The 25,996-nt window shown below is 54.0% G+C and carries 19 protein-coding genes; 15 read left to right on the forward strand and 4 right to left on the reverse strand.

Translation table 11 applies throughout. The annotated features are described in order from the left end of the window. The 4 genes from glnD to Q9O24_10935 all read left to right on the forward strand — a co-directional run bounded on the left by glnD (nt 1) and on the right by Q9O24_10935 (nt 5,268). Nucleotides 1-2,649, forward strand: coding sequence for a [protein-PII] uridylyltransferase (gene glnD, locus Q9O24_10920; GenBank protein ID MDQ7075638.1), 2,649 nt, complete (start codon nt 1-3; stop codon nt 2,647-2,649). Beyond that, nucleotides 2,646-3,776, forward strand: a complete 1,131-nt coding sequence (gene dapE / locus Q9O24_10925) for a succinyl-diaminopimelate desuccinylase (protein MDQ7075639.1) — start codon at nt 2,646-2,648, stop codon at nt 3,774-3,776. The genes glnD and dapE overlap by 4 nt, the downstream gene beginning before the upstream one ends. A 238-nt stretch (nt 3,777-4,014) precedes the next feature. Next, entirely contained in the window at nt 4,015-4,212 is a 198-nt protein-coding gene (locus Q9O24_10930) for a hypothetical protein (protein MDQ7075640.1), read from the forward strand. Between the two features lie 6 nt (nt 4,213-4,218). Next, nucleotides 4,219-5,268 (forward strand): hypothetical protein, encoded by a 1,050-nt coding sequence (locus Q9O24_10935; GenBank protein MDQ7075641.1) that lies wholly within the window; start codon nt 4,219-4,221, stop codon nt 5,266-5,268. On the opposite strand, the gene Q9O24_10940 is transcribed toward Q9O24_10935, so the two are convergent. Beyond that, nucleotides 5,251-7,962 carry a hypothetical protein gene (locus Q9O24_10940; protein ID MDQ7075642.1) on the reverse strand — a complete coding sequence of 904 codons (2,712 nt, stop codon included), beginning with the start codon at nt 7,960-7,962 and terminating at the stop codon, nt 5,251-5,253. The two genes, Q9O24_10935 and Q9O24_10940, sit on opposite strands and share 18 nt — an antisense overlap. Before the next feature lie 427 nt (nt 7,963-8,389). Between Q9O24_10940 and mutS the strand changes: the two genes are divergently transcribed. The 10 genes from mutS to Q9O24_10990 all read left to right on the forward strand — a co-directional run bounded on the left by mutS (nt 8,390) and on the right by Q9O24_10990 (nt 20,472). After that, nucleotides 8,390-10,936 (forward strand): DNA mismatch repair protein MutS, encoded by a 2,547-nt coding sequence (gene mutS, locus Q9O24_10945; GenBank protein ID MDQ7075643.1) that lies wholly within the window; start codon nt 8,390-8,392, stop codon nt 10,934-10,936. A 269-nt stretch (nt 10,937-11,205) separates the two neighbouring features. Further along, nucleotides 11,206-12,066, forward strand: a complete 861-nt coding sequence (locus Q9O24_10950; GenBank protein ID MDQ7075644.1) for an NAD(+) kinase — start codon at nt 11,206-11,208, stop codon at nt 12,064-12,066. 75 nt (nt 12,067-12,141) lie between these two features. Further along, nucleotides 12,142-12,372: a type II toxin-antitoxin system HicB family antitoxin gene (locus Q9O24_10955; GenBank protein ID MDQ7075645.1), complete on the forward strand. Its 231-nt coding sequence runs from the start codon at nt 12,142-12,144 to the stop codon at nt 12,370-12,372. Continuing rightward, nucleotides 12,372-12,596 carry a type II toxin-antitoxin system HicA family toxin gene (locus Q9O24_10960; GenBank protein MDQ7075646.1) on the forward strand — a complete coding sequence of 75 codons (225 nt, stop codon included), beginning with the start codon at nt 12,372-12,374 and terminating at the stop codon, nt 12,594-12,596. The genes Q9O24_10955 and Q9O24_10960 overlap by 1 nt, the downstream gene beginning before the upstream one ends. A 59-nt stretch (nt 12,597-12,655) precedes the next feature. Beyond that, complete coding sequence (recN, locus tag Q9O24_10965; protein MDQ7075647.1) at nt 12,656-14,323, forward strand: DNA repair protein RecN; 1,668 nt, start codon at nt 12,656-12,658, stop codon at nt 14,321-14,323. 58 nt (nt 14,324-14,381) lie between these two features. Beyond that, nucleotides 14,382-14,618, forward strand: coding sequence for a hypothetical protein (locus tag Q9O24_10970; protein MDQ7075648.1), 237 nt, complete (start codon nt 14,382-14,384; stop codon nt 14,616-14,618). Then, nucleotides 14,619-14,957 (forward strand): type II toxin-antitoxin system PemK/MazF family toxin, encoded by a 339-nt coding sequence (locus tag Q9O24_10975; GenBank protein ID MDQ7075649.1) that lies wholly within the window; start codon nt 14,619-14,621, stop codon nt 14,955-14,957. A 55-nt stretch (nt 14,958-15,012) separates the two neighbouring features. Next, nucleotides 15,013-18,825, forward strand: coding sequence for a cobaltochelatase subunit CobN (gene cobN / locus Q9O24_10980; GenBank protein ID MDQ7075650.1), 3,813 nt, complete (start codon nt 15,013-15,015; stop codon nt 18,823-18,825). 126 nt (nt 18,826-18,951) lie between these two features. Then, on the forward strand, nt 18,952-19,323 hold the full coding sequence (locus Q9O24_10985; protein ID MDQ7075651.1) for a nucleotidyltransferase domain-containing protein: 372 nt from the start codon (nt 18,952-18,954) through the stop codon (nt 19,321-19,323). 36 nt (nt 19,324-19,359) lie between these two features. Next, nucleotides 19,360-20,472 (forward strand): Fic family protein, encoded by a 1,113-nt coding sequence (locus tag Q9O24_10990; GenBank protein ID MDQ7075652.1) that lies wholly within the window; start codon nt 19,360-19,362, stop codon nt 20,470-20,472. Between the two features lie 180 nt (nt 20,473-20,652). On the opposite strand, the gene Q9O24_10995 is transcribed toward Q9O24_10990, so the two are convergent. Both Q9O24_10995 and Q9O24_11000 read right to left on the reverse strand, forming a co-directional pair. After that, on the reverse strand, nt 20,653-21,741 hold the full coding sequence (locus Q9O24_10995; GenBank protein MDQ7075653.1) for a cobalt-precorrin-5B (C(1))-methyltransferase: 1,089 nt from the start codon (nt 21,739-21,741) through the stop codon (nt 20,653-20,655). Between the two features lie 16 nt (nt 21,742-21,757). Then, nucleotides 21,758-23,080 carry a cobyrinate a,c-diamide synthase gene (locus Q9O24_11000; protein MDQ7075654.1) on the reverse strand — a complete coding sequence of 441 codons (1,323 nt, stop codon included), beginning with the start codon at nt 23,078-23,080 and terminating at the stop codon, nt 21,758-21,760. 252 nt (nt 23,081-23,332) lie between these two features. On the opposite strand from Q9O24_11000, the gene Q9O24_11005 reads away from it, so the two are divergent. Further along, entirely contained in the window at nt 23,333-23,929 is a 597-nt protein-coding gene (locus Q9O24_11005) for a DUF938 domain-containing protein (GenBank protein MDQ7075655.1), read from the forward strand. A 756-nt stretch (nt 23,930-24,685) separates the two neighbouring features. On the opposite strand, the gene Q9O24_11010 is transcribed toward Q9O24_11005, so the two are convergent. After that, a complete protein-coding gene (locus Q9O24_11010) occupies nt 24,686-25,993 on the reverse strand; it encodes a homoserine dehydrogenase (GenBank protein ID MDQ7075656.1) in 1,308 nt (435 codons plus the stop codon). Nucleotides 25,994-25,996: the final 3 nt, after the last annotated feature.

The raw sequence follows: 25,996 nt of genomic DNA on the forward strand, positions 1-25,996 counted from the left end.
ATGCACCGTACCCCGCTGCTGGATCACATCACCCTGCAAGATGAGCTGAAAAAAGCAGACAATCCTGCACCGGTCTACGCCGACACCCTGAAACGCTACGATGACGTAATTCATCGGCGTTTCACCACCGGCACCCCCATTCAAGAAGTGGTGCAGCTGCGCTCGCAACTGGTGGACGAAATACTGCTGCACATCTGGCAGCGTCATTTTCCAAGCACCCCAGACACCGTGGCGCTGATCGCCGTAGGCGGTTACGGGCGCAGCGAGATGATGCCCAAGTCCGATGTGGATCTGCTCATTTTGCTGCATGAAACCGACCCCGAACAGCACAATGAAGCACTGGAACAGTTCCTGACCTTTTTATGGGACATTGGGCTGGACATCGGCCACAGCGTGCGCACCGTGGCCGAGTGCGTTGAACAAGCGCGCGACGATATTACCGTTGCCACCAACATTATGGAGACCCGCTTGCTCTGCGGCAGCTCAGCGCTGTTTGAGCAGATGCAAACTGAAACCGCGCCCGATAAAATTTGGCCTTCCAAAGCCTTTTTTCAAGCCAAACTGGAAGAGCAACAAAAACGCCACCAACGCTTTCAAGACAGCAGCTACAAACTCGAACCCAACATCAAAGAGAGCCTCGGCGGCCTGCGCGACATTCAAATGATCGGCTGGGTGGTAAAACGCCACTTCGGTGCCAGCTCACTGCAAGAGCTGGTCACCCACCATTTTCTCAACGACGATGAATACCAACTGCTGATGGGCGGCCAAGCGTTGCTGTGGAAAATTCGTTATTTATTGCACCACCTCAGCGGGCGGCGCGAAGATCGCTTGCTGTTTGATCGCCAACGAGAACTGGCACACGCCTTTGGTTACTTGGATGATCGCAACAACCTTGCTATCGAACAGCTGATGCAGCGTTATTACCGTACCGTGCTCGGGCTGCAACGCCTCAATGAAATGCTGCTGCAACTCTTTAGAGAGCACATTTTGCACGCCGACGAAATCGCCAACATCACACCCCTGACACCCTACTTTCAGCTCAATCGCGGTTATCTAGAAACCGTAGACGAAGAGGTCTTTAAACGTTACCCCTCAGGGCTACTGGAGCTGTTTGTCATACTTTCCGCCCACCCTGAAATCAAAGGAGTGCGCGCCAACACCATTCGCCAAATTCGCGCCCATCAATACTTAATCGACGCTCAATTCCGCGCCGATACCAACAATCAAAAGCTGTTTTTGACTCTGTTCCGTGAACCGCAAGGCCTCACCCATCAGATCCGCCTGATGCACCGTTACCGTGTGCTGGATGCCTATCTGCCCGCCTTTGAAAAAATCAGTGGCCGAATGCAGTACGATCTGTTTCACATCTACACCGTCGATCAACACACCCTAATGGTGATTCGCAATCTGCGCCGCTTTAATCTGGCCAAACATCAAGACGAACTGCCGCTCTGTTACGAGCTCTGCCAACAGGTGGATAAAATCGAGCTGCTCTTTTTAGCCGGACTGTTCCACGACATCGCCAAAGGTCGAGGCGGCGATCACGCCCAACTGGGCGCGATGGATGCCGAAACCTTCTGCCAGCAACACCAGCTAAAAAAAGTCGATGTCAAATTGGTCAAGTGGCTGGTGAAAAACCATCTGATCATGTCCGTGACCGCACAACGCAAAGACATCAGCGATCCCGAGGTCATTCACGATTTCGCCAGCCAAGTCAGTTCGGTCAAATACCTGACCCATCTTTACCTGCTGACCGTGGCCGACATTCGCGGCACCAACCCCGAACTGTGGAACAGTTGGAAAGACAACCTGCTCAAAGAACTCTATTACAAAACCCTCAGCGCCTTACGACGCGGCTTAGACAACCCACTCGATCGAGCCGAACACATTCAAGCGGTGCAAGAGGAGGCGCTAGAGCTGATGCAACCCCAGCAAAACCAACAGGCCGCACTACAGACCCTCTGGCGCGATTTTGGCGACAACTACTTTTTACGTCACAGCGCCAAAGAAGTGGTCTGGCACAGCAGCGCCATTCTCGCCCACCACGAGACAAGCCCACTGATCACCTTCCACCCACAGGCGCAACAGGGCAGCACCGAATTTTTTATCTACACCCACGACAGCGGAAATCTGTTTGCCCAAGTCACCTCGGTGATGGATAACCTCAACCTCAACATCGTCAATGCGCGCATCATCACCGCCGACAACGGCATGACCCTAGACACCTTTTTACTGCTGGAAGAGAATGGCGAGGCGATCACCGAAACGTCGCGCATTGAACAGATTCACCGCAATCTTGAAAACAGCATCTCCAACAACACCCTCGCCACTCCAATGCGCCACAGCCAAAGCCGCAAACTGAAAGAGTTTAATGTGCCGCTGCGCATCAGCTACAGCAACGACCTAGAGCACCGCTTCACCTCCGTCTCCATCAGTGCCAGCGACCAATCCGGTCTGCTCTCCAAAATTGGCCGCAGCTTTGCCGACTGCCAATTGCAAGTCCACAACGCCCGCATCAGCACCATTGGTGAACGGGTAGATGACACCTTTTTTATCACCAACCAACACAATCAACCGGTCACCGACCCACATACCTTGCAACAACTGCAAGGCCTATTGGAACAACGACTCGGCGGAACACACTCATGATCTCCCCCACACTAAAATTGGCACAAGCCCTAATCCAACGCCCCTCTGTCACCCCCGAAGATCACGGCTGCCAAGCACTACTAATAGAGCGCCTGGAAAAAATCGGCTTTCAGATCGAACGGCTGCGTTTTGGCGAGGTGGATAACTTTTGGGCGCGACGCGGCAGCTCAGCGCCCCTGTTCGCCTTTGCCGGTCACACCGATGTGGTGCCCACAGGGCCAGAAGAAGCCTGGGACTACCCGCCTTTCAGTGCTGAAATTCATGACGGATTACTGCACGGACGGGGCACTGCGGATATGAAAGGCAGCATCGCCGCCTTTGTCACCGCCTGTGAACGTTTTGTCGCCGACAATCCCGATCACACCGGCTCCATCGCGCTTCTCATCACCAGTGATGAAGAAGGCCCCTCTATCAACGGCACCGTCAAAGTCATCGAACACCTCGAAGCACGGCAAGAAAAAATCGACTGCTGCTTGGTGGGCGAACCGTCCAGCACCGACAAGCTAGGCGACATCATTAAAAACGGTCGTCGTGGTTCCCTCAATGCCAAATTGACCGTTTTAGGCAAACAGGGGCATGTAGCCTACCCACATCTGGCCGACAACCCCATCCATCGTTGTGCCGCCGCACTGGATGAGCTGGCGGGCATCGAGTGGGATCAAGGCAATGACTTTTTCCCCCCAACCAGCTTTCAGATCTCCAACATCAACGCCGGTACCGGAGTCACCAATGTGATCCCTGGGGCAGTAGAGATTCTGCTCAATTTCCGTTACTCCACCGAAGTCACCGCCGAAATTTTACAACAGCGCCTGCTGGCCATTTTGAACAAACACCAACTGCGTTATGAGATCGAATGGACGCTCTCAGGGCTGCCCTTTTTAACCGCCGCAGGCGCACTGGTAGACGCCATTGTGCCCAGTGTCGAAGCGGTCATGGGCTTTAAACCACAGCTCTCCACCAGCGGCGGCACGTCTGATGGCCGTTTTATCGCCCCTACTGGCGCTCAAGTGGTGGAGCTGGGGCCGCGCAACGCCACCATTCATCAAGTCAATGAGTGCGTTTCGGTAGAGCACCTAAACCAACTATCGGAAATTTACGAAGGAATTTTGCAACGCTTGTTAACCTAAGGACTTTTATCAGCGACAAAAATTAAGATGCTCACTCGGTTCAAACGAATGCCGCCCAAGCTGAAGAGAAGGCTCTTTTTTAGCGTGGTCATGTTCAGTAGCACAACCACCCTATTGATTTTTATCGCAGCCATACTCGACATTCTTTACGGCGGCTCAGACGGGCGACTCACGCACATTTACCAGATAATATCTCATATCATACTGAAATAATCTTCAGCAACAACGGCACAACATTATGACCTTAGACATACTAAACAAGCTCTGTTTTACCCTTATCATCCTCTGTATTTTAGCTGGAATCGGCTTGGCACTGGCGATGATCTGGGGCGTGGTACACGACAGCAATTTTGCTTGGAAATCATGGCTAACCATCGGCGTTTTTTTTGTCGCTTCGGTGATCACCATGAACGTTACGAAAGTGTTTGCAAAATAATACAAAATGCAAAAATCATTGACACAATGGGGTCTGACCCACATCGAGCGTTACCTCAAAGGTCACTTCTCCCTCTTTCAAAACACCGCCTATCACAAGCTCGCCAACCACGCTGCGTTCTACTCCTTTGCCACGGGTTTTATCATCACCTTGCTCCTTGCCTCAGCCGAGGTCTATTTTGTCACCCGCTCCCAGATCGAGCTTAATCTTGAAACCGTGCTGTTGCTGGTTCTGCTCAATGTTGGCCTGATTGCCATCGAGTTTTGGTTGCTGTTTCACATCGGCTTTCAAGCCTGCGCGCGCTACATCCAAGAGCTGGAAAAACAGCACTCCCTTAGTCCCGAACTCAAACACGCACTGGTAGAAGCTATTTTAGAGTTGGAAGAGAACAAAGCCGCTCCGTTTAACCTTGATCTACAACGCCACACCCCCAAACACCACTGGCTCAGCTTGCTGCTCTACAAATTCAAAGTGATGCTCAGCAACGCCCTCGCCAAATTGATCATCAACCGCCTTCTCAGTCGCAGCGCCGCGCGCGGTTATGCACCATTGATCTCCACCGTCATCACCGGATTTTGGGACGCTTGGGTGCAACTCAACTGCCTGAAAGAGGTGCGGCTGCGCCTTTCAGCTCACCTTTACAGCCGACAATTGCTCAACACCGTACAACAAAACAACTGCCCACAACCCACTCGACAGGTGTTGATTCGCATCATCGCGGTGCGTCTCGAACTCATGGGACGCTACAGTCTGGCCTTGAGCCACCTACTACAAGACCTAGAAGCAGAACAACTGGGTTCCGTCAGTGAATGCGAACGGCTCTTTGATGCCGCACGAATGGCGCAAGCGTATCAACAGCTGCCTACCTCAGAACAGCACAAGCTGGCCAACATCGCCTGCACCTTGCTGGCCTTCAAGCGTCAACGCCCGAGCAAAAAAGAGCGGCATTGGCTCACCCTATTCACGCTGGACAAACAGCAGCTCAAACAGTGCCGCCAACAACTGGACTGCCCTGTACGTCAATCACACTTAATTACCTTACCGGTAAAAGCGTAACCGACGCCCTCTCACCAACAACAATAAAAACAACACCAGCAAAGGCAAAGGCCCTTGACTGCCCGCCCCAAATTGATCTGTGCCCAAACGGCTGACATTCAAACAGGCAACACTGCTTCTATCCGGCGCACAAGGGTCTAGATTGGCCGAATCCAATTGATCATTCAAACCGTCTTGATCGCTGTCTAGCAAAGCAGACTCCAAAGCACTGATGCGCAGATCACCGTCCACATTGCTTGGTGATGAAACCAGACCCACCTCGATAAAATCACTCACCCCATCGCCATCGCTGTCCTTGTTCGTCGGGTCGGTGCCCAATTGCAGCTCAATGCCGTCACTAAGGCCATCGCCGTCACTGTCACAGGCGGCAACCAAATTAGAGGGCAAACAGGCATTACTCTTACTGCTGTCCAACGCATCCACAACCCCATCGCCATCGCTGTCCTGTTGGTTCGACTCCAAAGCGTCGATCACGCCATTGCCGTTGCTGTCCTGTGGACTGGCCACATTGCCCACCTCCAGCAGATCGGCAAGACCATCGCCATCGCTGTCACTCAGGTTAGGATTCAAACCCCACTGAAGCTCAAAGCCATCACTGAGGCCGTCGTTGTCGCTGTCACAAGCAGCAACCATATTAGACGGCAAACAGGCATTGGCGTTATTGGTATCCAAAACATCCACAACGCCATCACCGTCGGCATCCAAAAGACTCGACTCAAGCGCATCCAGCACACCATCGCCGTCACCGTCTAAAGGGATTAAAGCAGCACCCACCTCAATCAGATCCAAAATGCCGTCACCGTCGCTGTCGTTCAAAGTAGGGTTCAAACCCCACTGAAGTTCGAAGCCATCACTGAGGCCATCGCCGTCGCTGTCACAAGCAGCAACTACATTAGAGGGCAAACAGGCATTAAGATTACTGGGATCATACTGATCCACCACCCCATCTCCATCGGCATCAAAAATATTGGATTCCAACGCATCAACAAGGCCGTCACCGTCGCTGTCCACGCTGTTGGATTCCAAGGCATCAATAAGACCATCACCGTCGCTGTCAATCGGCATGGAAGAGTTAGCCCCCACTTCCAGCCCATCGTGCAAACCATCGCCATCACTGTCGGCGCGGTTCGGGTCGGTTCCCAATAGACGCTCTTGGCCGTTGTTCAAACCATCCCCATCGGCATCACAAAGAGCCACACTGGCGTCCGGATTACAGGCGTCGTTGTTGGCCGGATCAAGCTGATCAGACACCCCGTCCTGATCCGCATCGTTACGTTTTGACTCCAAGGCATCAATCACCCCATCGCCATCGCTGTCCAGCGGGGCAGCGACGTTGCCACCCACCTCAACGGCGTCATTCAGACCATCGCCATCGCTGTCGGCGTTGTTTGGGTCGGTACCCAAAGCGACCTCATCGCCGTTACGCAGACCATCGCCATCGTCGTCGTTAAGAGCCAAACAGGCCAAACTGGATAAATTTGGAACACAGGGGTCGGCATTGTCACTGTCCTGCTGATTGCTCAGGGTATCGCCATCGTCATCCACACGGTCAGACTCCAGGGCATCAATCGCCCCATCACCGTCCGTATCAATGGCCGGAGTGGCCGGATAATTCAACCCCACTTCAATGCCATCATTGACCCCATCGCCATCGCTGTCTGGGTTATACAGATCGGTTCCCAACAACAGCTCTTCGCTGTCCAGCAGACCGTCCGCATCAATGTCATTGGGGCGAAACTGCAACGCCTGCACCGACTGCTGCAAAGGCACCCCGACAGGAACTGCTGCCGTTCCAGAGGTATAAAAGAGCTGCGCATACAAAGTGTAATCTCCCACCAACGCCGCATCGTAAACAAAGCTGATGCTATCAATGGCACGCGTAAATTGTGCATTGGCCACCGAGGTAAAGGGAATGCTCAGCGTTACCGGTGAATTGCCGTTCGGATCAATGATCGAATAGTCCAATTTATAATTGCCCGCCTGCACAACATTCAGGCTGCTTTGCAGCTGCAGATCAACGGTGGTCGCCGTGACATTAGCGCTCAAGGCATCAACGGCCGAAATCTGCCCTTGAACAGCCTCACCGCCATCAATTAGCAGATGGGCGACCGTCACCATCACCGCGCCATTACTGCCAGACACTTGTGAGGGACGAATCACCACCGAGTTATTGCCGCTCACAACTCGATTCAGCGGCAGAGCAAAAACCGTGGTGCTGTAATCGTTATTAAACCCCGTCAGATAGCTGCCCTGCTCAATCAACGGATAAGCCGCCAGCGCGATGCCGTTACCCACCGAGAGGCCGTTAAACTCCACCACGTTCAGCTCCGGTGGAATCAAGGCAGGCAAAATCAAACCCTCTTCATCCACATCAAACGCGGTGACGGTCAAGTAGACCGACTGCTGTGGCAGCGCCCCTGTCATATTAATGTTGAACTCAACCGGCCCCGCCTGTTGAGTCAAAGGTTGGTTGATCAGCGTCCCCGCCTTGTAAACGGCAATGCCGCCCGAACCGAGCGGCAAGCTGGTAAACAGCAGATCACCGTCAGGGGTGGGTATTCCCCCTTGGCCTAAATTGTCTACATGAGTAATGTAAGTACTGCCCGCTTGAGCTACCGATTGCAACAGCAACCCCAACAACACGCCCTTTAACAACCCAAATCTGCTGATTCCCTTATTCATTCTTGCCTTCACAATCGTCGTCCTTTACACACGCCACCAAAATGAGATACAAACACACATTGATAGGAATTAAAATATTCAAATAGCGTAAAGGCATCCGGCTAATATTTTTCTGATTAAAACTCGATTTAGAGCAAAAAAGTCAGTCAATAGAGCCAAAATGAGACCAATTTCACAAGAAAATTAGAAAACACTAATTATTAACAAAGTCTTATTTAACAAAGATAAGAAGAGATAAAACAGTAAAAAAATGCCATATAGTACAAATAAAGGCACAAAGGTCGGTGTAACGCTCACATAAACCCCATCAGAGCAGATGCAGCTACTCAGCACCGCCCAGAGCCATTACACTCCCTCCCATTCGAACATTCCCTCAACCCGCAAATGGACAGAGCCTCGCACCGTGAAAACCAGCACCAAAACCCCCAACCTCACCCCCATGATGCAGCAGTACTTCCGCATCAAAGCCGAACACCCCGACAGCCTGCTCTTTTATCGCATGGGCGATTTTTACGAACTCTTTTTTGACGACGCAAAAAAAGCCGCTCAACTGCTCGACATCACCCTCACCAGCCGAGGCAGCGCCCACGGTGAACCGATCCCCATGGCCGGAGTGCCGCACCACGCCGCTGAAAACTACCAAGCCAAACTGATTCGTATGGGTGAATCCATCGCCGTCTGCGAGCAAATTGGCGATCCCGCCAGCAGCAAAGGCCCCGTTGAACGCCAAGTGGTGCGCATCCTCACCCCAGGCACCGTCACCGACGAAGCCTTGCTGCCCGACCAGCGCGAAAACCTGCTCATCGCCGTCCACCAGCACAACGGAGCCTACGGCCTCGCCGCACTGGAACTCAGCTCTGGGCGTTTCAGCGTGCAGGAGCTGCCAGACGACGAAGCCCTCTTCAGCGAACTCGAACGACTGCATGCCGCCGAAACCCTGCTCAGCGAAAACCTATCTCCCGATCAGCCGCTATTGAAACTAAGTGGCATCCGTACCCGCCCTGTGTGGCATTTTGATCACGACAGCGCCACCCGCCTGCTGAGCAAACAGTTCGGCAGCCGCGATCTGGCCGGTTTTGGCTGCGAGCAACTGCCCTTGGCCATCAGCGCGGCAGGCTGCCTGTTGCAATACCTCAAGGAGACCCAACGCAGCGCCCTACCACACCTGCAAGGCTTGCGCGTCGAACAACGCAGCGAGAGCCTGATTCTCGATGCCGCCAGCCGCCGCAATCTGGAACTGGAAACCACCCTCAGCGGCAGCCGCCAAGGCACTTTGGCCAGCACGCTTGACCAAACCAGCACCCGCATGGGCAGCCGTCTGCTGCGCCGCTGGCTGCACCGCCCACTGCGCGACCAAAACACCCTCAGCGCCCGCCACGACAGCATCGAGGCGCTGCTCAACCATTGGCAGCGCAGCGATCTACAGACTCAACTGCGCGGCATCGGCGATGTGGAGCGCATTTTGGCGCGCATCGCGCTCAAATCAGCCCGCCCCCGCGACCTCACCACTCTGCGCAGCACCTTAGAGCGGCTGCCAGAACTGCACACTCTGTTAAACGATCTGCCCACGGCACGACTGGCCGAATTAAGAACGGAGATCGGCCTTCACCCCGAGGTGCTGCAACGACTGCACAGCGCCATTATCGAAGAACCGCCGGTACTGATTCGGGACGGCGGCGTGATTGCCAAGGGCTACGATGAAGAATTTGATCGCCTGCGTGACCTGAGCCAGAACGCCGACCAATTCCTGCTTGATCTGGAGCAGCGCGAACAGCAACGCAGCGGGATCAAAGGGCTGAAGGTGAGTTACAACCGCGTGCATGGCTACTACCTTGAGATCAGCCGTCTGCACTCCAACGAGGTGCCGGACGATTACATTCGCCGCCAGACGCTTAAATCCGTGGAACGGTTTATCACCCCCGAACTGAAAACCTTTGAAGACCAAGTGTTAAGCGCCCGTGAACGAGCCTTGGCACGGGAAAAAGCCCTCTACGAGCAGCTGCTGGAACAGCTGAAAACCGACATCAAGGCGCTGCAAATCATGGCCGCCGCGCTGGCGGAGCTGGATCTGCTCAACACCTTGGCCGAGCGCGCCGAAAGCCTCAACTTAGTGCGTCCTCACTTCAGTGACAAAAGCGGCCTCGACATTCGCGGCGGTCGCCATCTGGTGGTGGAACAGATGCTCGACAGCCCCTTTGTGGCCAACGACGTGCTGTTCAATCGACAACGCAAAATGCTGATCATCACCGGCCCAAATATGGGCGGAAAATCCACCTACATGCGCCAGACGGCGCTGATTGTGATCCTCGCCTACATGGGCAGTTTTGTGCCTGCCGAAAGCGCCACTCTTGGCCCTATTGACCGCATCTTTACCCGCATCGGTGCCACTGACGATCTCGCCAGTGGCCGCTCTACCTTTATGGTGGAGATGACCGAAGCGGCCAACATTCTGCACAACGCCAGCGACCAAAGTCTGGTGCTGATGGATGAGATTGGCCGTGGCACCAGCACCTTTGATGGCCTCTCACTGGCCTGGGCTTGCGCCGAACAGTTGGCGAATAAACTGCGCGCCTTCACCCTCTTCGCCACCCACTATTTTGAGTTGACCACCCTAGTCGATCAGCACCCGAGCATCCACAACGTGCATCTGGATGCCATCGAGCACGGCGACAGCATCGTTTTTATGCACCAAGTGAAAGCCGGAGCCGCCAGCCAGAGTTACGGTCTGCAAGTGGCGCAATTGGCCGGTGTACCTGCGGTGGTGATTCGCAACGCCAAACGCAAGTTGCAGCAACTGGAGAATCAAACCGCCAACCGCCAACAGCAAGAGCGCGACGACGGCCAGTTGGCGCTCTTCAATCCGCCTGCGGGCAGCGACACCTTGAGCCAATTGCAACAGATCGACCCCGATGCCCTCACCCCACGACAAGCCTTGGACGCGCTGTATAAATTAAAAAAATTGCTGGACACCGAATTTGAAACGTAGGGTGCAATAACCGTAGGGCATTGCACCTATTTGTCTTGATGGCGTAATGCCCTGCGGTTATTACGCCTTACATTCATCGCCACACATCGAGCAAAAACAGGCTTATGGTTGTCTCTCGACGATAAACAAAGCTGTTATTTCAAAATTATGTGAAAAGCATCACAATAGGAACGACAAGGGGCGGCAAATAGAAGACCGCCTTCACCCTTCCATAAGGCCAGCAGCTTTACTATAAACCCCATCGTCTTTTCTATTTTAAGGGAATTTTCATGTCTCAATTTGCCTCCATTGGCCTAATCACCAAACCCGATGCCAGCCAAGTGGTTGATACCCTGTGCACCGTCCATCAACATCTGCTTGAACAGGGCATTCAGGTCTATCTGGAGGAGCGCAATGCGGAACTGGTAAAGAACGCCCAAAGCCTCAGCCGCGAGCAGATGGGCCAGCGGTGCGATTTGGCCATTGTCATTGGCGGTGACGGCACCCTGCTGGGAGCGGCGCGCTCGTTGGCGGAATACGATATTCCCATCGTCGGCATCAATCTGGGCAATTTAGGCTTTTTGGTCGATGTGCCTGCCAGCGATCACCTCAGCCATCTGGATCAGATTCTGGCCGGAGCCTATATCGAAGAGTCGCGTTTTCTGCTGCAAGCCTGTGTCAAACGCGGGGAGGAGACCTTTTGCCAAGGGCTGGCCATGAACGACGTGGTGATACACATCAAAAACGTGGTGCGCATGGTGGAGTTTAAAACCTACATCAACGGCCAGTTTGTCAATCGCCAACGCGCCGATGGTCTGATCGTCTCCACCCCCTCCGGCTCCACCGCCTACGCCCTCTCCGGTGGCGGGCCAATTCTGCACCCCTCGCTGGAGTGCATCACCCTATTGCCCATCTGCCCCCACACCCTGAGCAGCCGCCCCATTGTGGTGGCCGCCGACAGTCTGGTGGAGATCTGCATCAGCGAAATGCGCTTTGAATCCACCCATGTGGTTTACGATGGCCAAGAGGGCTGCGACCTGCAACCGGACGACCGCATCGTGATTCAAAAATCACCGCACCCCGTGCGCCTGCTGCACCCGAAAGATTATGACTACTATCACATTCTGCGTGAAAAGCTCAATTGGGGCTAAGGAAGACCTACTGTTTAGGCTGATACACTAAAAGCGATGAAAAAATCACACACCAACCACACAAATGAGAAAATGATGGAACAGATTGCTAATTTACACATAGAAAAACTGCCTGAAGGCCTTTATCTCGCCACCTGTGATGATATTCCCGGCTTGATCGCTCAGGGTCGCACCATTACAGAGACCGTAGAGATTGCCCGCGATGTCGCGAAGAAATTACTGGAAGCGCAAGCTGAAAGAGATCAACAAGCCAAGTTGACATCAATCGAGGATTCGTTTGATTACCCCTTGATTTTGAGCCTCTGATGGGAAGACTCGCGGGTTTCAAGTACCGGCAGATCATTAAAAAGCTAAAAAAACTCGGGTTTGAATTTGATCGCCAAGCAGCCGGTTCCCATGAGATCTGGTTTAACCCAACAACCAATAAATACACAACCATTCCCAATCACCCTGGAGATATGCCGGAAGGAACACTCCGAGCCATTCTCAAGCAGGCGGGAATTTCTACAGACCCATTTTTGAATGCTTAGAAACTACCACATTCTGCGTGAAAAGCTCAATTGGGGCTAAATACCCGTATAATCCCCCCATGCTGACCCACATCCAGATTAAAAATTTCGCCATTATCGACCAATCGGAGCTGGAACTCAGCTCCGGCATGACCGCCCTCACAGGGGAGACCGGCGCAGGAAAATCCATTTTGCTCGACGCGCTCGGCATGGTACTCGGAGATCGCGCCGACAGCGGCTCCGTGCGTCACGGCGCAGCCCGCGCCGAAATCAGCGCCAGCTTTGATCTGCACTCCCTTGAGCGAGTACAGAACTGGCTCTGTGAACAAGAATTGGACGATGAACACGAGTGCATTTTGCGCCGTGTCATCGGCAAAGACGGTCGCTCCAAAGCCTTTATCAACGCTCGCCCTGTCCCTCTGCAAACCTTGCGTAAACTGGGCGAACAGCTCATCGACCTGCACGGCCAACACGAACATCAATCGCTAACCAAAAAAGAGGTGCAGCGCCAACTGCTGGATGACTACGCCAACAACGACACCCTGCTCAAACGAGTCGCCAACGAATACCAGCAGTGGAAACAGCTCAATGACCAACTGCAACGTTTGCATGACAAAAACGGCTCCCGCAACGAAGCTGAACTGCTGCGCTACCAAGTGGAAGAGCTAGAAGCACTGGAACTGACCGCCGAAAATCTGCAACAACTGGATGAAGAACATCGCCGCCTGAGTCACGCCGAGCAACTGATCAACAGTTGCCAAAGTCTGCTTGATCAACTCTACGAGACGGAACCTTCAATCCACACCCAGCTCAGCCACGGCATCAGCGAACTGGACGGTCTAAGCAAGCTGGACAGCGACCTGCAACCCACCATCGAACTGCTCAACAACGCCCTGATTCAGAACGACGAAGCGGCCACCGCCCTGCGCGATTACCTCAGCGGCATCGAACTAGACCCCAATCGCCTCGCGTGGATCGAAGAGCGCCTCACCACGGTGCAAGATCTGGCACGCAAACACCACATCAACGCCGAACAACTCCCCCAACGCCTAACGGATCTGCAACAGCGCCTTGGCGAATGGGACGATCTAGAACACAATCTGGCCGCGCTGCAACAACAACTGGCGGAACTGGAAATCCAATACCGCCACCACGCTCAACAACTGCACGAAGCGCGTTGTAAAGCGGCCAAACGGCTCGGCACAGCGGTCAGTGCCAGTTTGGCTGAGCTGGGAATGCCCGGCGGTCGTTTTGAAGTGGAGGTAATCGAACTGGAAAACCGTCACTTTAGCAGCCACGGTTTTGATGATGTCAGCTACAAGGTGAGCGCCAACCCAGGCCAGCCCACCAAGCCCCTGCAAAAGGTCGCCTCCGGTGGTGAGCTGTCACGCATCAGCCTCGCCATTCAGATGATCAGCTCACAAAAAGCCAGCATCCCAACCCTAATTTTTGACGAAGTGGACAGCGGCATTGGCGGCGGTGTGGCCGAAACCGTCGGCGGTCAACTGCGCGCACTGGGCGAACGAGGGCAAGTGCTCTGCGTCACCCATTTGCCACAAGTGGCCGCTCAAGCGCACCACCACCTTAAAGTAAGCAAAGTGCTGGGCAACAAGTCCACCCTTGCCACCGTCGAAGAATTAACCGCTGAACAACGAGTGGAAGAGATCGCACGTATGTTGGGTGGCAGCGAGATCACCGCGCAAAGTTTGGCGCACGCCACCGAGATGATTAACCTAACCCAAACTTGATCATCTCAAGCTCAATCTGAGCTTGACGTACTTATAGACAAGGTCATACTTATTTTTTATGAAAACCGCCATATCCATACCCGACCCTATATTTCAAGCCGCTGAAGGGCTGGCTCACCGTTTGGGTGTTTCCAGAAGTGAGTTGTACGCCAAAGCCATTGCTGAATACATGCAAAATCATAAAACACAAAAAATCACAGAAAAATTGAATGAAATATATACCCACGAAAATGAAAAGCTGGACACAGAGCTAAGCACCATGCAGCTTCGATCCATTCCCAAGGAGGGGTGGTAAGTGAAACGAGGCGAAGTTTGGTGGGCGACTTTGGATGAACCTCGCGGCTCAGAACCCGGTTATCGCCGCCCTGTGGTTGTGGTCTCCTCCAATGAGTTTAATCAAAGCAAAATCAGTACAGCCATTGTTGCAGTAGTCACATCTAATCTTCGTTTGGCCGAGGCACCTGGTAATTTTTCCATCTCAAAAAAAGAATCCGGCCTCAGCAAAGAATCCGTTGTAAACCTATCTCAATTGCTGACACTGGATAAATCATTTTTATCAAAAAAATCGGATGCGTTATCGGCAAAAAAACGGCTGGCTATGAACGAAGGTTTAAGGTTGGTATTGTCGCTGTAAGAAAAAATAAGCCACTCGCTCACCCCCCCCATCTAAATCGAAAAAAGAGTTCCCCATGCACCTACTGGCAGCCCAACCTGGCGGTTTTGTCGATGAAGAAGGCATCATCGACCTCGCTCAAACCCCCGCCAAGATTGTTATTTTAAGCGCCGCCGACAGCAGCTTGGCACTCTTAGCGCACGCGCAAGAAGCGCAGCCAGAGCTGCCTTCCCTGCGGCTGGCCAACTGGATGCAACTGCTCAAACCAGCGGCCTTTGACCTCTATCAAGAGCGCGTTTTAGACCAGACTCAACTGGTGATCGTCTCCCTGCTCGGCGGCCAATCTTACTGGTCTTACGGCATCGAACAACTGCACCTCTGGGCGCAGCAACGCGGCCATCAGCTCATCGTCGTGCCTGGCGATGACAGCCCCGACCCCGCCTTGCAGCAGCTCAGCACCTGCGATGAAGCCACCTACCTGCGCGTCTGGCGCTACCTGCGCGAAAGCGGATCGGAGAACGCCCAACAGCTGCTCTACTTTCTCGCCAGCACCTTTTTTGCTCAACACCACCGCTGGCGCGAACCTCAAGTTCTGCCCGCCGCGCTGATCCACAAACCCCAACAGACCATCGGCAGCGCACGGCTCGCAGATTGGCAACGAAGCTGGCACCCCAATCGCCCCGTGGTGCTGCTGCTCTTCTACCGCAGCCACCTCTTGAGTGGCAATCGAGCACTGTTTGATCAACTCATCGAACAGCTGCAACAAGAGGGCATCAACCCCCTGCCGTTGGCGATTCGCTCCCTCAAAGAGCCGCAATCACTGGCGCTGATCAACGATCTTCTGGAGCGCAGCAACGCCCAACTGATTCTGAACAGCCTCAGTTTTGCCAGCAACCGCGCTGCCGCACCGGAACTCAGCTCCACCCCTTTACTCTACGACAGCCCTTTTGTGCGCGACCTGCCTGTGTTGCAACTGATCCTCGCCTCCAGCAGCGCCGCAGATTGGCAGAGCCAGCAGCAAGGGTTACGCAGCCGAGATCTGGCCATGCAGGTGGTACTGCCGGAGATGGACGGGCGCGTCATTGGCCGTGCCATCGCCTTCAAAAGCGAAAACCGCTACTCCGAAGCGGCGCAAATTTCCCTGATTCAACATCAACTTCATCCCGAGCGAGCGCGTTGGCTGGCGCAGTGGAGCCGCGCCTACCTTGCCCTGCGACAGAAAAAAAACAGCGAAAAACGCATCGCGCTGATCCTCGCCAACTACCCCACCCAAGAAGGGCGCATCGGCAACGGGGTCGGTCTTGACACCCCCGCCTCGACGCTGAAAATTTTGACCGCGCTGCAACAGGCCGATTTTCCCGTAGAAAACATTCCAGTCAACGGCAACGCACTCATCGAAGAGCTGCTGAGCGCCATCAGCAACGACCCCGCCACCCTCGCTCAACGTCCCTGTTATCAGAGCCTCTCACTGGTCGACTACCGCCACCACTTCGCCCAGTTGCCAGCGGAAAACCAACAGGCGGTGCTGGCGCGCTGGGGTGAGCCGGAAAAAGACCCAAAGTGCCGCAACGGTCGCCTGATGCTGGCGGGCATTCGTCTCGGCGAGACCTTTGTCGGCATTCAACCGGCACGAGGCTTTAACATTGACCTGCTGGCCAACTACCACGATCCCGATCTGGTGCCGCCCCACGCCTATCTCGCCTTCTATTTTTGGCTGCGTCACGTCTACCACGTCGATGCGGTGATCCATGTGGGCAAACACGGCAACCTGGAATGGTTGCCTGGCAAAGGCAACGCCCTCTCTGAGCAGTGCTGGCCCGACATCGCTCTTGGGCCGATGCCGCATTTTTACCCCTTTATCGTTAACGATCCTGGCGAAGGCGCACAGGCCAAACGACGCGCCCAAGCGGTCATCATCGACCATCTGATGCCACCAATGGCACGAGCGGAGAGTTACGGCGAACTGAACGCACTGGAAAATTTAGTCGATGAATATTACCAAGCCCTCGGTATGGATCAGGCGCGGGAAAACTGGCTGCGTGAGCAGATCCTTCAACAGGTCAAACAGACTCATCTGCTGGAAGAGCTGACACTGCCCTGTAAAAACAACAGCACCGAGCAGATTTTTAATCAGTTGGATGCCTATCTCTGCGAGATCAAAGAGGCGCAGATCCGCGACGGCCTGCACATTTTGGGCGCGCTGCCAGAAACCGATTCACTGGCGGAGACCTTGGTGGCGTTGCTGCGCCTGCCACGGGGTAACGAGATCAACGAGTGCGGTCTGCTGCACAATCTGGCGCACGATCTGGGTCTACCGAGCGACTTCGACCCTCTTCAAGCCAGTGCAGAACCATGGCACACCGCCAAACCCACCCTGCTGCAACAGCAGAGCAGCGCCCTCTGGCGCACCGCCGCCGACACCCGTGAACGGCTGGAGCTTCTGGCGCTGAGTTGGGTCAAACGTCACCTGCTGAAAAATCACAACGCGACAGACCTAAGGCAGTTGAGCAAAACCCATCCGCGCACCGCGCAGCAACTCGGCTACGCCAAAACGGTGATTTTGGCGGCGCTGAAAACGGGGGTGAAGGATGAGATTCAAGCGCTGATCAACGGCCTGCAAGGTCAAGCCGTCCCTCCAGGGCCGAGCGGTGCGCCCACCCGTGGCCGCCTCGATGTGCTGCCCACGGGGCGTAATTTTTTCTCCCTCGACAACCGTTCCGTTCCTTCCCAAGCCGCGTGGGCTTTGGGGCAGCTCAGCGCCCAACGTTTGATTGAACGTCACCTGCAAGAGCACGGCGACTACCCTAAACAGGTCGGACTCTCCGTCTGGGGTACCGCCACCATGCGCACCGGTGGCGACGACATTGCCCAAGCCTTTGCCCTGATGGGCATCGAACCGATCTGGGCCGTTGCCTCACAACGGGTGATCGACTTTCGCATCATTCCTGCCATGCAGTTAGGCCGCCCGAGGGTGGATGTGACCCTGCGGGTGTCGGGCTTTTTCCGCGATGCCTTTGCCAATGTGATGAAGCTGTTTGATGCCGCCGTCTTGGCGCTGGCCAAGCTGGAAGAGCCCGGAGAGAGCAACACCATTCGCCAGACCATTTTAGCCGATGCCGCTGAGCTGCAAGCGGCAGGACAGGAGCCAGAACAGGCGTGGCGCGAGGCCAGTTACCGTGTTTATGGCAGCAAACCGGGGGCCTACGGAGCGGGCCTGCAAGGGCTGATCGACGGGCGCTGCTGGCAAGAGCAGAGCGATCTGGCCGAGGCCTACCTCAACTGGGGCGGTTACGCCTACGGCAATCAGGCCGGTGATGGCGTGGCGGCCAAAAACGCCTTTCAACAGCGCCTCTCGCAACTGCAAGTGGTGCTGCACAACCAAGACAACCGCGAACACGACCTGCTCGACTCCGACGATTATTACCAGTTTCAAGGCGGCATGACAGCGGCGGTGAACACCTTCAGCGGCAAAACACCGCAGGTCTACCACAGCGACCACAGCAACCCAAGCCAGCCCAAAATCCGCACCCTGCAAGAGGAGCTGAACCGCGTCATTCGCTCGCGGGTGCTGAACCCGAAGTGGATCAAGGCGATGCGCCGCCACGGTTACAAAGGCGCTTTTGAGATGGCCGCCACGGTGGATTACCTCTTTGCCTACGATGCCACCACCGACTTGATCGCCGACTATCAATATGAAAAAGTCAGTGAGGCGTTGGTCTTTGATGCTGAAAATCAGCGGTTTTTACACGACAATAATCCCAAGGCATTGGAGGAGATGGCGGAACGGTTATTGGAAGCGACTCAACGGGGTTTGTGGCAAGAGTCTGGGGACTATGCGGGGAGATTGCAGGATTTGTTGTTGGCATTGGATGAGGGTTTGGAGGGGTAAAGACTCGCATAAATTCTGTAGGGGCGCATTCCATATGCGCCCTTCTTTAATTCATCGGATAAAAAAAAACCTTATCGCTGCACAATTAATGATTTATAATCGCACACAAAACATCGGAAACCCCACATGAGTCTCAACACCAACCACCTAATCATGCCAATACTTAACCTACCAGCACAAGAGATTACTTTACTAAAAGAGATCCTAGAAACCCACACCCCTAACGCTGAAGTGTGGGCGTACGGCAGCCGCGTCAACGGCCAATCCCATGACGGCAGTGATCTTGATCTCGTGCTGCGCAACCCCACAGACCTCACCGAACCAGAAGAAAACCTGTTTGAACTCAAAGAGGCGCTTATTGAGAGCAACCTGCCTATTTTGGTGGATGTATTGGATTGGGCGCTGTTACCAGACGCCTTTTACCCTGAAATTGAAGCCCAATATGTACCGGTGCAAAAAGCAAAGCTGAAAAATGCACCTCACCTTTGCGGAGAATAGCCCCCATAATCTCCGCATATTTTGCGGATATTAACAATGTATTTATGGCAAAATTCCGAATGGCCTCATTTCAGTTGGGATGAAGCCAAACTATCCAAGCTGCTCGCCCAAGTATCGAGAGAACAGGGGCGACTGTTGGGAAAAATGGAAATGTTGGGCTTTGACCTACGCAACGAAACCCATCTGCGCACCCTCACCGAGGAGGTGGTCAAATCCAGCGAGATCGAAGGCGAAAAGTTGGAAACAGAGCAGGTCAGATCCTCCATCGCTCGTCGCCTCGGCATGGACATTGGTGGCCTCATTGCCTCTGATCGCCATGTCGAAGGCGTGGTTGAGATGACCCTAGATGCCACCCGTAACGCAGCAGCTCCCCTCACTCAAGAACGTCTGTTTGCTTGGCACGCTGCGCTGTTTCCAACCGGACACAGCGGCATGAGCCAAATCCAAGTGGGGCGTTGGCGTGATGATCATAACGGCCCAATGCAGGTCGTTTCAGGTCCCATTGGCAGAGAGAAAATACATTACCAAGCTCCCCCAGCAGAACGCCTGAACGATGAAATGAATCGGTTTTTGGCCTGGTTCGAACAACCCAGCGAGCAAGACCCCCTGCTCCATGCGGGGCTGGCACATCTCTGGTTTGTCACCATCCACCCCTTTGAAGATGGCAATGGCCGTATCGCCCGCGCCATTGCCGATATGGCATTAACCCGTTCGGAGCAGAGCAAGCAACGTTTCTACAGCATGTCAGCGCAGATTCGCCGCCAACATCAGGCCTATTACGACACACTGGAGTGGACACAAAAGGGAGATATGCAGATCACCCAATGGCAAGAATGGTTTCTCAACAGTCTGCTCTGTGCCATCAAAGAGGCAGAACAGAGCTTAAGCCACACGCTGCGCAAAGCTCATTTTTGGGAACGCTTTGCCAAAGAGCCTCTCAATCAACGACAGATCAAAATTTTGAATAAATTGTTAGAGGGTTTTGAGGGCAAACTCACCACTTCAAAATGGGCAAAGATTGCTAAATGCTCGCAGGATACTGCTTATCGTGACATTCTTGATTTGATAAAGCGCAAGGCGTTGCAGAAAGAAATTGGTGGTGGGCGTAACACGAGTTATGGGTTGAGTTTGGTACAAGAAAAGCAATAACGGTTCGAGCAAGCCAAAAACTGGGGTATAAAACACCCGCTAAATTAATGGCGGAACACAGAGCTGCAATTGCAGCTTAAGCGGTTATGCACTTCGGGGTTGAATCTGCCTAAAGAAAATATGTAATCTATTGAAAGACAGTCCAACCACACGCAAATAAAAAAACTCTCGCAAGAAAACTTATTTTTCAAAACACCCAACAAACCCACCCAAACGATCCACAGCCCAAATCTCCAACGCCGTCTCAACCAACAACTGCCGCTTCGCCACCCCGTGCGCCTCTTGGCAAACCTTCAACCCCAGATCAATCCCCGTCGCCTGACACCAGCGCAACACCTCCGCACTGGTATTGGCACTGCGAATTTTTTCCACCAACTCACCCTCAGCCCCCAACTCCTGCGCCCACTTGGCCAACTGAACAAAATCAATCTGCGAACGTGTGCTGTGCAGATCCAGATGACCACACGCCAATTTAGTTAATTTACCAAAACCGCCACAAATGCTGATTTTCTGAACCGGATTTTTTTTCAGGTGTTTCAGCAGCGCACCGACAAAATCGCCCATTTCGATCAACGCCATCTCTGGCAGTTGATAACGGTCACGAATAAACGCCTCACTGCTGCTGCCGGTGCTGGCCGCCAGGTGGCTTTGGCCGTTGCTGCGCGCCACATCAATGCCTTGGCGAATCGAGGCGATATAGGCACTGCACGAATAAGGACGCACGATGCCCGTGGTGCCTAAAATAGAGAGACCGCCTAAAATCCCCAGCCGTGGGTTCATGGTTTTCAGCGCCAGCGCCTGACCGTTCTCCACCCCCACAGTGACCTGAAAGCCACCGTCGTAGTGGTGCTGCTGCGCCAGCCGTTGCAGATGCTCCGTCATCATTTTACGCGGTACGGGATTGATGGCAGGCTCACCCACCGCCAGCAACAGGCCACTGCGGGTCACCGTACCCACTCCCTCACCGGCAGCAAAATGAATCCCCTCAGGCAACAGACTCAAACGCACAAAAACCCGTGCGCCGTGGGTCACATCGGGGTCATCACCGGCATCTTTGATCGTCGCTGCATGAACAACATCGCCCTCGGCGTAGAGTTGATCCAATTCCAGCGAGACCTCTTGCCCCCGTGGCAGGCTGACAAACACCCGCTGAGGTGTCTGTTTGGCCAGCAGCAATTCCGCCGCCGCCACACAGCAGGCGGTGGCGCAGCAACCGGTGGTCAGACCACTGCGCAGTTTGGGCGGCGTTTCCGCCGACTCAGGCCACATGCCGCACCCCGCTCATTTATGAGACCGCCTGCAACGCCATCTCACCGCGAAACAGCGCCGCAATGGCCGCTGGATTGGAAGAAAAAAAGAGGTGCAAATAAGTAGCGGTCAGACCTTTTTCACGGTAAATCGCCTCACCAGGTGCGGGATGACGCTGACGACGACCGTGAGCAATGGGCTTCAAGTTGACTTCGCAACGAGAGCGATGATGAGCGTGAGCGCGCAGCTCGCCTTCGGGCAGCAGTGCCGTCTGCATCCCTTGACAGCCTCGTTTACCGCGCATCGCCCCTTCGCCCTCCAACAACGCCAACAGCTCAAATCGCTTGCCCTCCAGATCCGTCAGACCGGCCAAGGTGTAAAGAAACCCACCGCACTCAGCCAAGATCGGCCTGCCTTGCTGGAAAAAATCGCCAATGCTGGCCAACATAGAAACGTTCGCCGCCAAACCTTCCGTATGCAGCTCGGGATACCCCCCAGGCAGCCAGAGCGCCTCCGCTTCAGGCAACCGCTTATCTTTCAGTGGCGAGAAAAAACGCAGCTCCGCCCCCATCGCTTCCAGCAGGCGCAGATTAGAATCGTAAAGAAAACTAAAGGCCGCATCACGGGCAATGGCGATGCGCACCCCTGCCAAACTGCGCTGCACCGTGGGCAGCGTTGCAGTCGTAAAACAGACCGCCTCGGGCAACCGGCTCAAAGCCGTTTTGGCCAGCACATCGGCACCGGCCTCAAAACGCCGCTCCAAGGTCTCTCTGACTTCATGGGCTTGCACCAAACCCAGATGCCGTTCCGGCAGCGCCAACGCCGCCTCACGAGGAACGGTCGCCAACAGCGGCAGGCTCTGTGGCAGCGCATCGCGGATCAGATCGGCGTGACGCTCACTGCCACAGTGGTTGGCGATCAGCCCCGCCACTGTGTAATCATCACGAAAGTTGGCCAGCCCCGTGGCCAGCGCGGCAGCGGTCTGCGCCATACCCTTCACATCCATCACGATGGCGATGGGAATGCCAAAAGTGGCGGCCAAATCGGCGCTGGAAGGTTCACCATCAAACATCCCCATCGCCCCTTCGATCAAAATCAGATCCGCCACCTGCGCCGCTGCATAAAGCTTGGCACGACAGTAGGCCTCACCCGCCATCCAGAGATCCAATGGCTCCACCGGCTCCCCAGAGGCTTGCGCCAAAATCTGCGGATCGAGGTAATCAGGGCCGGTTTTAAACACCCGCACCACCCGCCCTTGGCGCTGATGAAAGCGCGCCAGCGCAGCGGTGATGGTGGTTTTGCCTTGGCCTGATGCAGGCGCGGCTAAAAAGAGTGCAGGGCAGAACAGCGTGTTACTCATGACAACAATCATCTCCAAACAATGTAGGGGGCAATAACCTTGTTGGCCATCACCCAATAATGCAGCGCTCTTGCTGTCCGTTAAACCCACTTTTTCTGATTCTATTGATGGGCAAGATCAGCTAAAATTTTGCTGGCAAAAAAAAGGGGGAGGCTGGTATTTTCACACTGCTTAGCTCAAATACTGGTTTTAATAAAATTAGTCTATAGAATAACGCTTCTTGAAGATACTGACAGCGAAGTAAAAAAAACCGTGAACCACAAACCTTACTCCGAAGCCTGCGATCAAAACGCCCAACCCATTTTTGACCTTCTCAGCCAAAAAACACCGCCCAACAGCACTCTGCTGGAGATCGGCAGCGGCAGCGGCCAACACGCGGTCTATTTTGGCAAAGCCTTGCCCAGCGTCACTTGGCAAACCAGCGACCGCCAACAGAATCACAGTGGCATCACCCTCTGGCTGGAAGAGTACGCCCTAGACAATGTCCTGCCACCCTTGGCACTGGATGTCTTAAACGACCCGTGGCCAAAACAGCAATACGATACCGTTTACAGCGCCAACACCGCCCACATCATGCCCACCGCTGCGGTAGAAGCGATGTTTCAAGGCGTAGGTCAGGTGCTGCAAGAGAAGGGGCTGTTTCTGCTCTACGGGCCTTTTATGGACAACGGACAACAAACCAGCGTCAGCAATGAACGTTTTGAACTCTGGTTAAAAGCACAAAACCCACAACAGGGGGTAAGAGACAGCGTTTGGCTAAAAGAGTTGGCGGAAAGCGCCGGTTTAACATGGCTTGATGATGTTCAATTGCCAGCGAATAATCGCATTTTGATTTGGCAGAAACGCTAACAGAATCGCTGCACCAAGCGATTAACGGTGCAGCAGACCCCTTATGCGGCAAAAAACAGCATCAGAGTTGAAAGTGAAAACGCGGCAGCGGTTAACAACAGTTGGTAACGCACCTTTCTTTTCTCATCAAACGTCGATATTTCAGAACTGTTCATTGTTGTTGCTCTCCATTGAAGGGATATTCCCTTCCTAATTCCCTAATAAAATAGACTTCAACCCTTTTGCAAGGAATTGAACTACTTTTATACCAGACTCAAAGGAATTTTAGTAGCATTACAATCCAAAAAATTACCAAATGTGATCCAGATCACATCATTTGATCAGAATTTGATCAGAAAAACACGATGGCGTTACGGTTTGATTAACGCCAATTGTGGCTGCAACAGAGCGGCACCCAGCTGATTTAAGGGTGCGTCGTCCCTGCGTAGGTAAAGATGCCGTTAATCGCCGTCAGCAGCAGAATCACCACTGCAATCAAACGCCCAATGCCAATCGCACTTTTTGATACTGTTTTGTTCATTCGCTTATTTCCTCATAAGAATATTTTCAAGTTTCAAGAACTGCCGGAACATCCTTATGTGTCAAAAGCCAGCAATGAATAAGAATATACTAATATACTTATTCATAAAACCCCAAAGTGCAATTTTGAGCACCCAATCCAATAAATGCCCTTATTAAACGCCTAAAACCCAAAAAACCCCCGCATCAACACAATAATACGAGGGTTTTCAGAAAAGCCGCTAAACTAAAAAACGCTTAACTCAACGTCTCCATACGAATGCGGCTCACCGGAGCGCCGATGCTATCAAGGGCTTCCAGATCGACAATGGCGGCGTTCATCTGCGCCTCTTGCACTCGATGGGTCAACAAAATAATCGGCACCACACGGCCCTCTGTGGCCTCTTTTTGCAACAAAGCCTCAATGCTGATGCCCTGCTCGCTCAAAATACGACTGACATCGGCCATCACCCCAGGCTGATCTGTCGCACTCAAACGTAAATAATAGGCGGTCTTCACCTGATCCATCGCCAACACCGGCAGATCCGACAGCGCATCGGGCTGGAAAGCCAGATGCGGCACCCGATTTTCAGGATCCACCGTCAGAGCGCGCACCACATCCACCACATCGGCCACCACCGCTGAAGCGGTCGGTTCCGCACCGGCACCGGCACCGTAATAGAGGCTTGGGCCGAGCGCATCGGCCTGCACCAACACCGCGTTCATCACCCCGTCCACATTGGCGATCAAACGTCGTTCTGGAATCAAGGTCGGATGCACCCGCAGTTCGATGCCTGCTGCTGTACGACGTGTCACACCCAGATGTTTAATGCGATAGCCCAGCTCGGCGGCGTAAGTCACATCTTCAGGAGTAATTTTACCAATGCCTTCGGTGTAACATTTATCAAACTGCAACGGAATGCCAAAGGCGATGGATGCCAAAATGGTCAGTTTGTGCGCCGCATCAATGCCTTCCACATCAAAAGTCGGATCGGCTTCGGCGTAACCCAGCGCCTGCGCCTCTTTAAGCACATCGGCAAAGTCACGGCCTTTGTCACGCATCTCAGTGAGAATAAAATTACCAGTACCGTTGATAATCCCCGCGATCCACTCAATGCGGTTGGCTGACAACCCTTCACGCACCGCTTTAATAATTGGGATACCGCCCGCCACCGCCGCTTCAAAGGCCACCACCACCCCTTTGGCTTGCGCGGCGGCAAAAATCTCATTGCCGTGCAGACCAATCAAGGCTTTATTGGCGGTCACGACATGCTTGCCATTCTCAATCGCTTGCATCACCAAGGTTTTGGCCAGACCGTAACCGCCAATCAATTCAATCACCACCTCCACTTCGGGGTCATTGACCACCGCATGAGCGTCACTGCTGATTTTGGCTTCCGTCAGACCCAGCTCGGCGGCACGCTCCGTGTTCAAATCCGCCGCATGGCTGATCACAATGCCTCGGCCTGCGCGCCGCGCAATCTCTTCTGCGTTACGCAGCAGCACCGTTGCGGTACCGCCACCGACGGTACCCAAACCCAACAGACCGACGTTTACCGGCTTCAATTC

This window comes from Gammaproteobacteria bacterium (assembly GCA_030949385.1).
In the GTDB taxonomy this organism is placed as follows: domain Bacteria; phylum Pseudomonadota; class Gammaproteobacteria; order JAUZRS01; family JAUZRS01; genus JAUZRS01.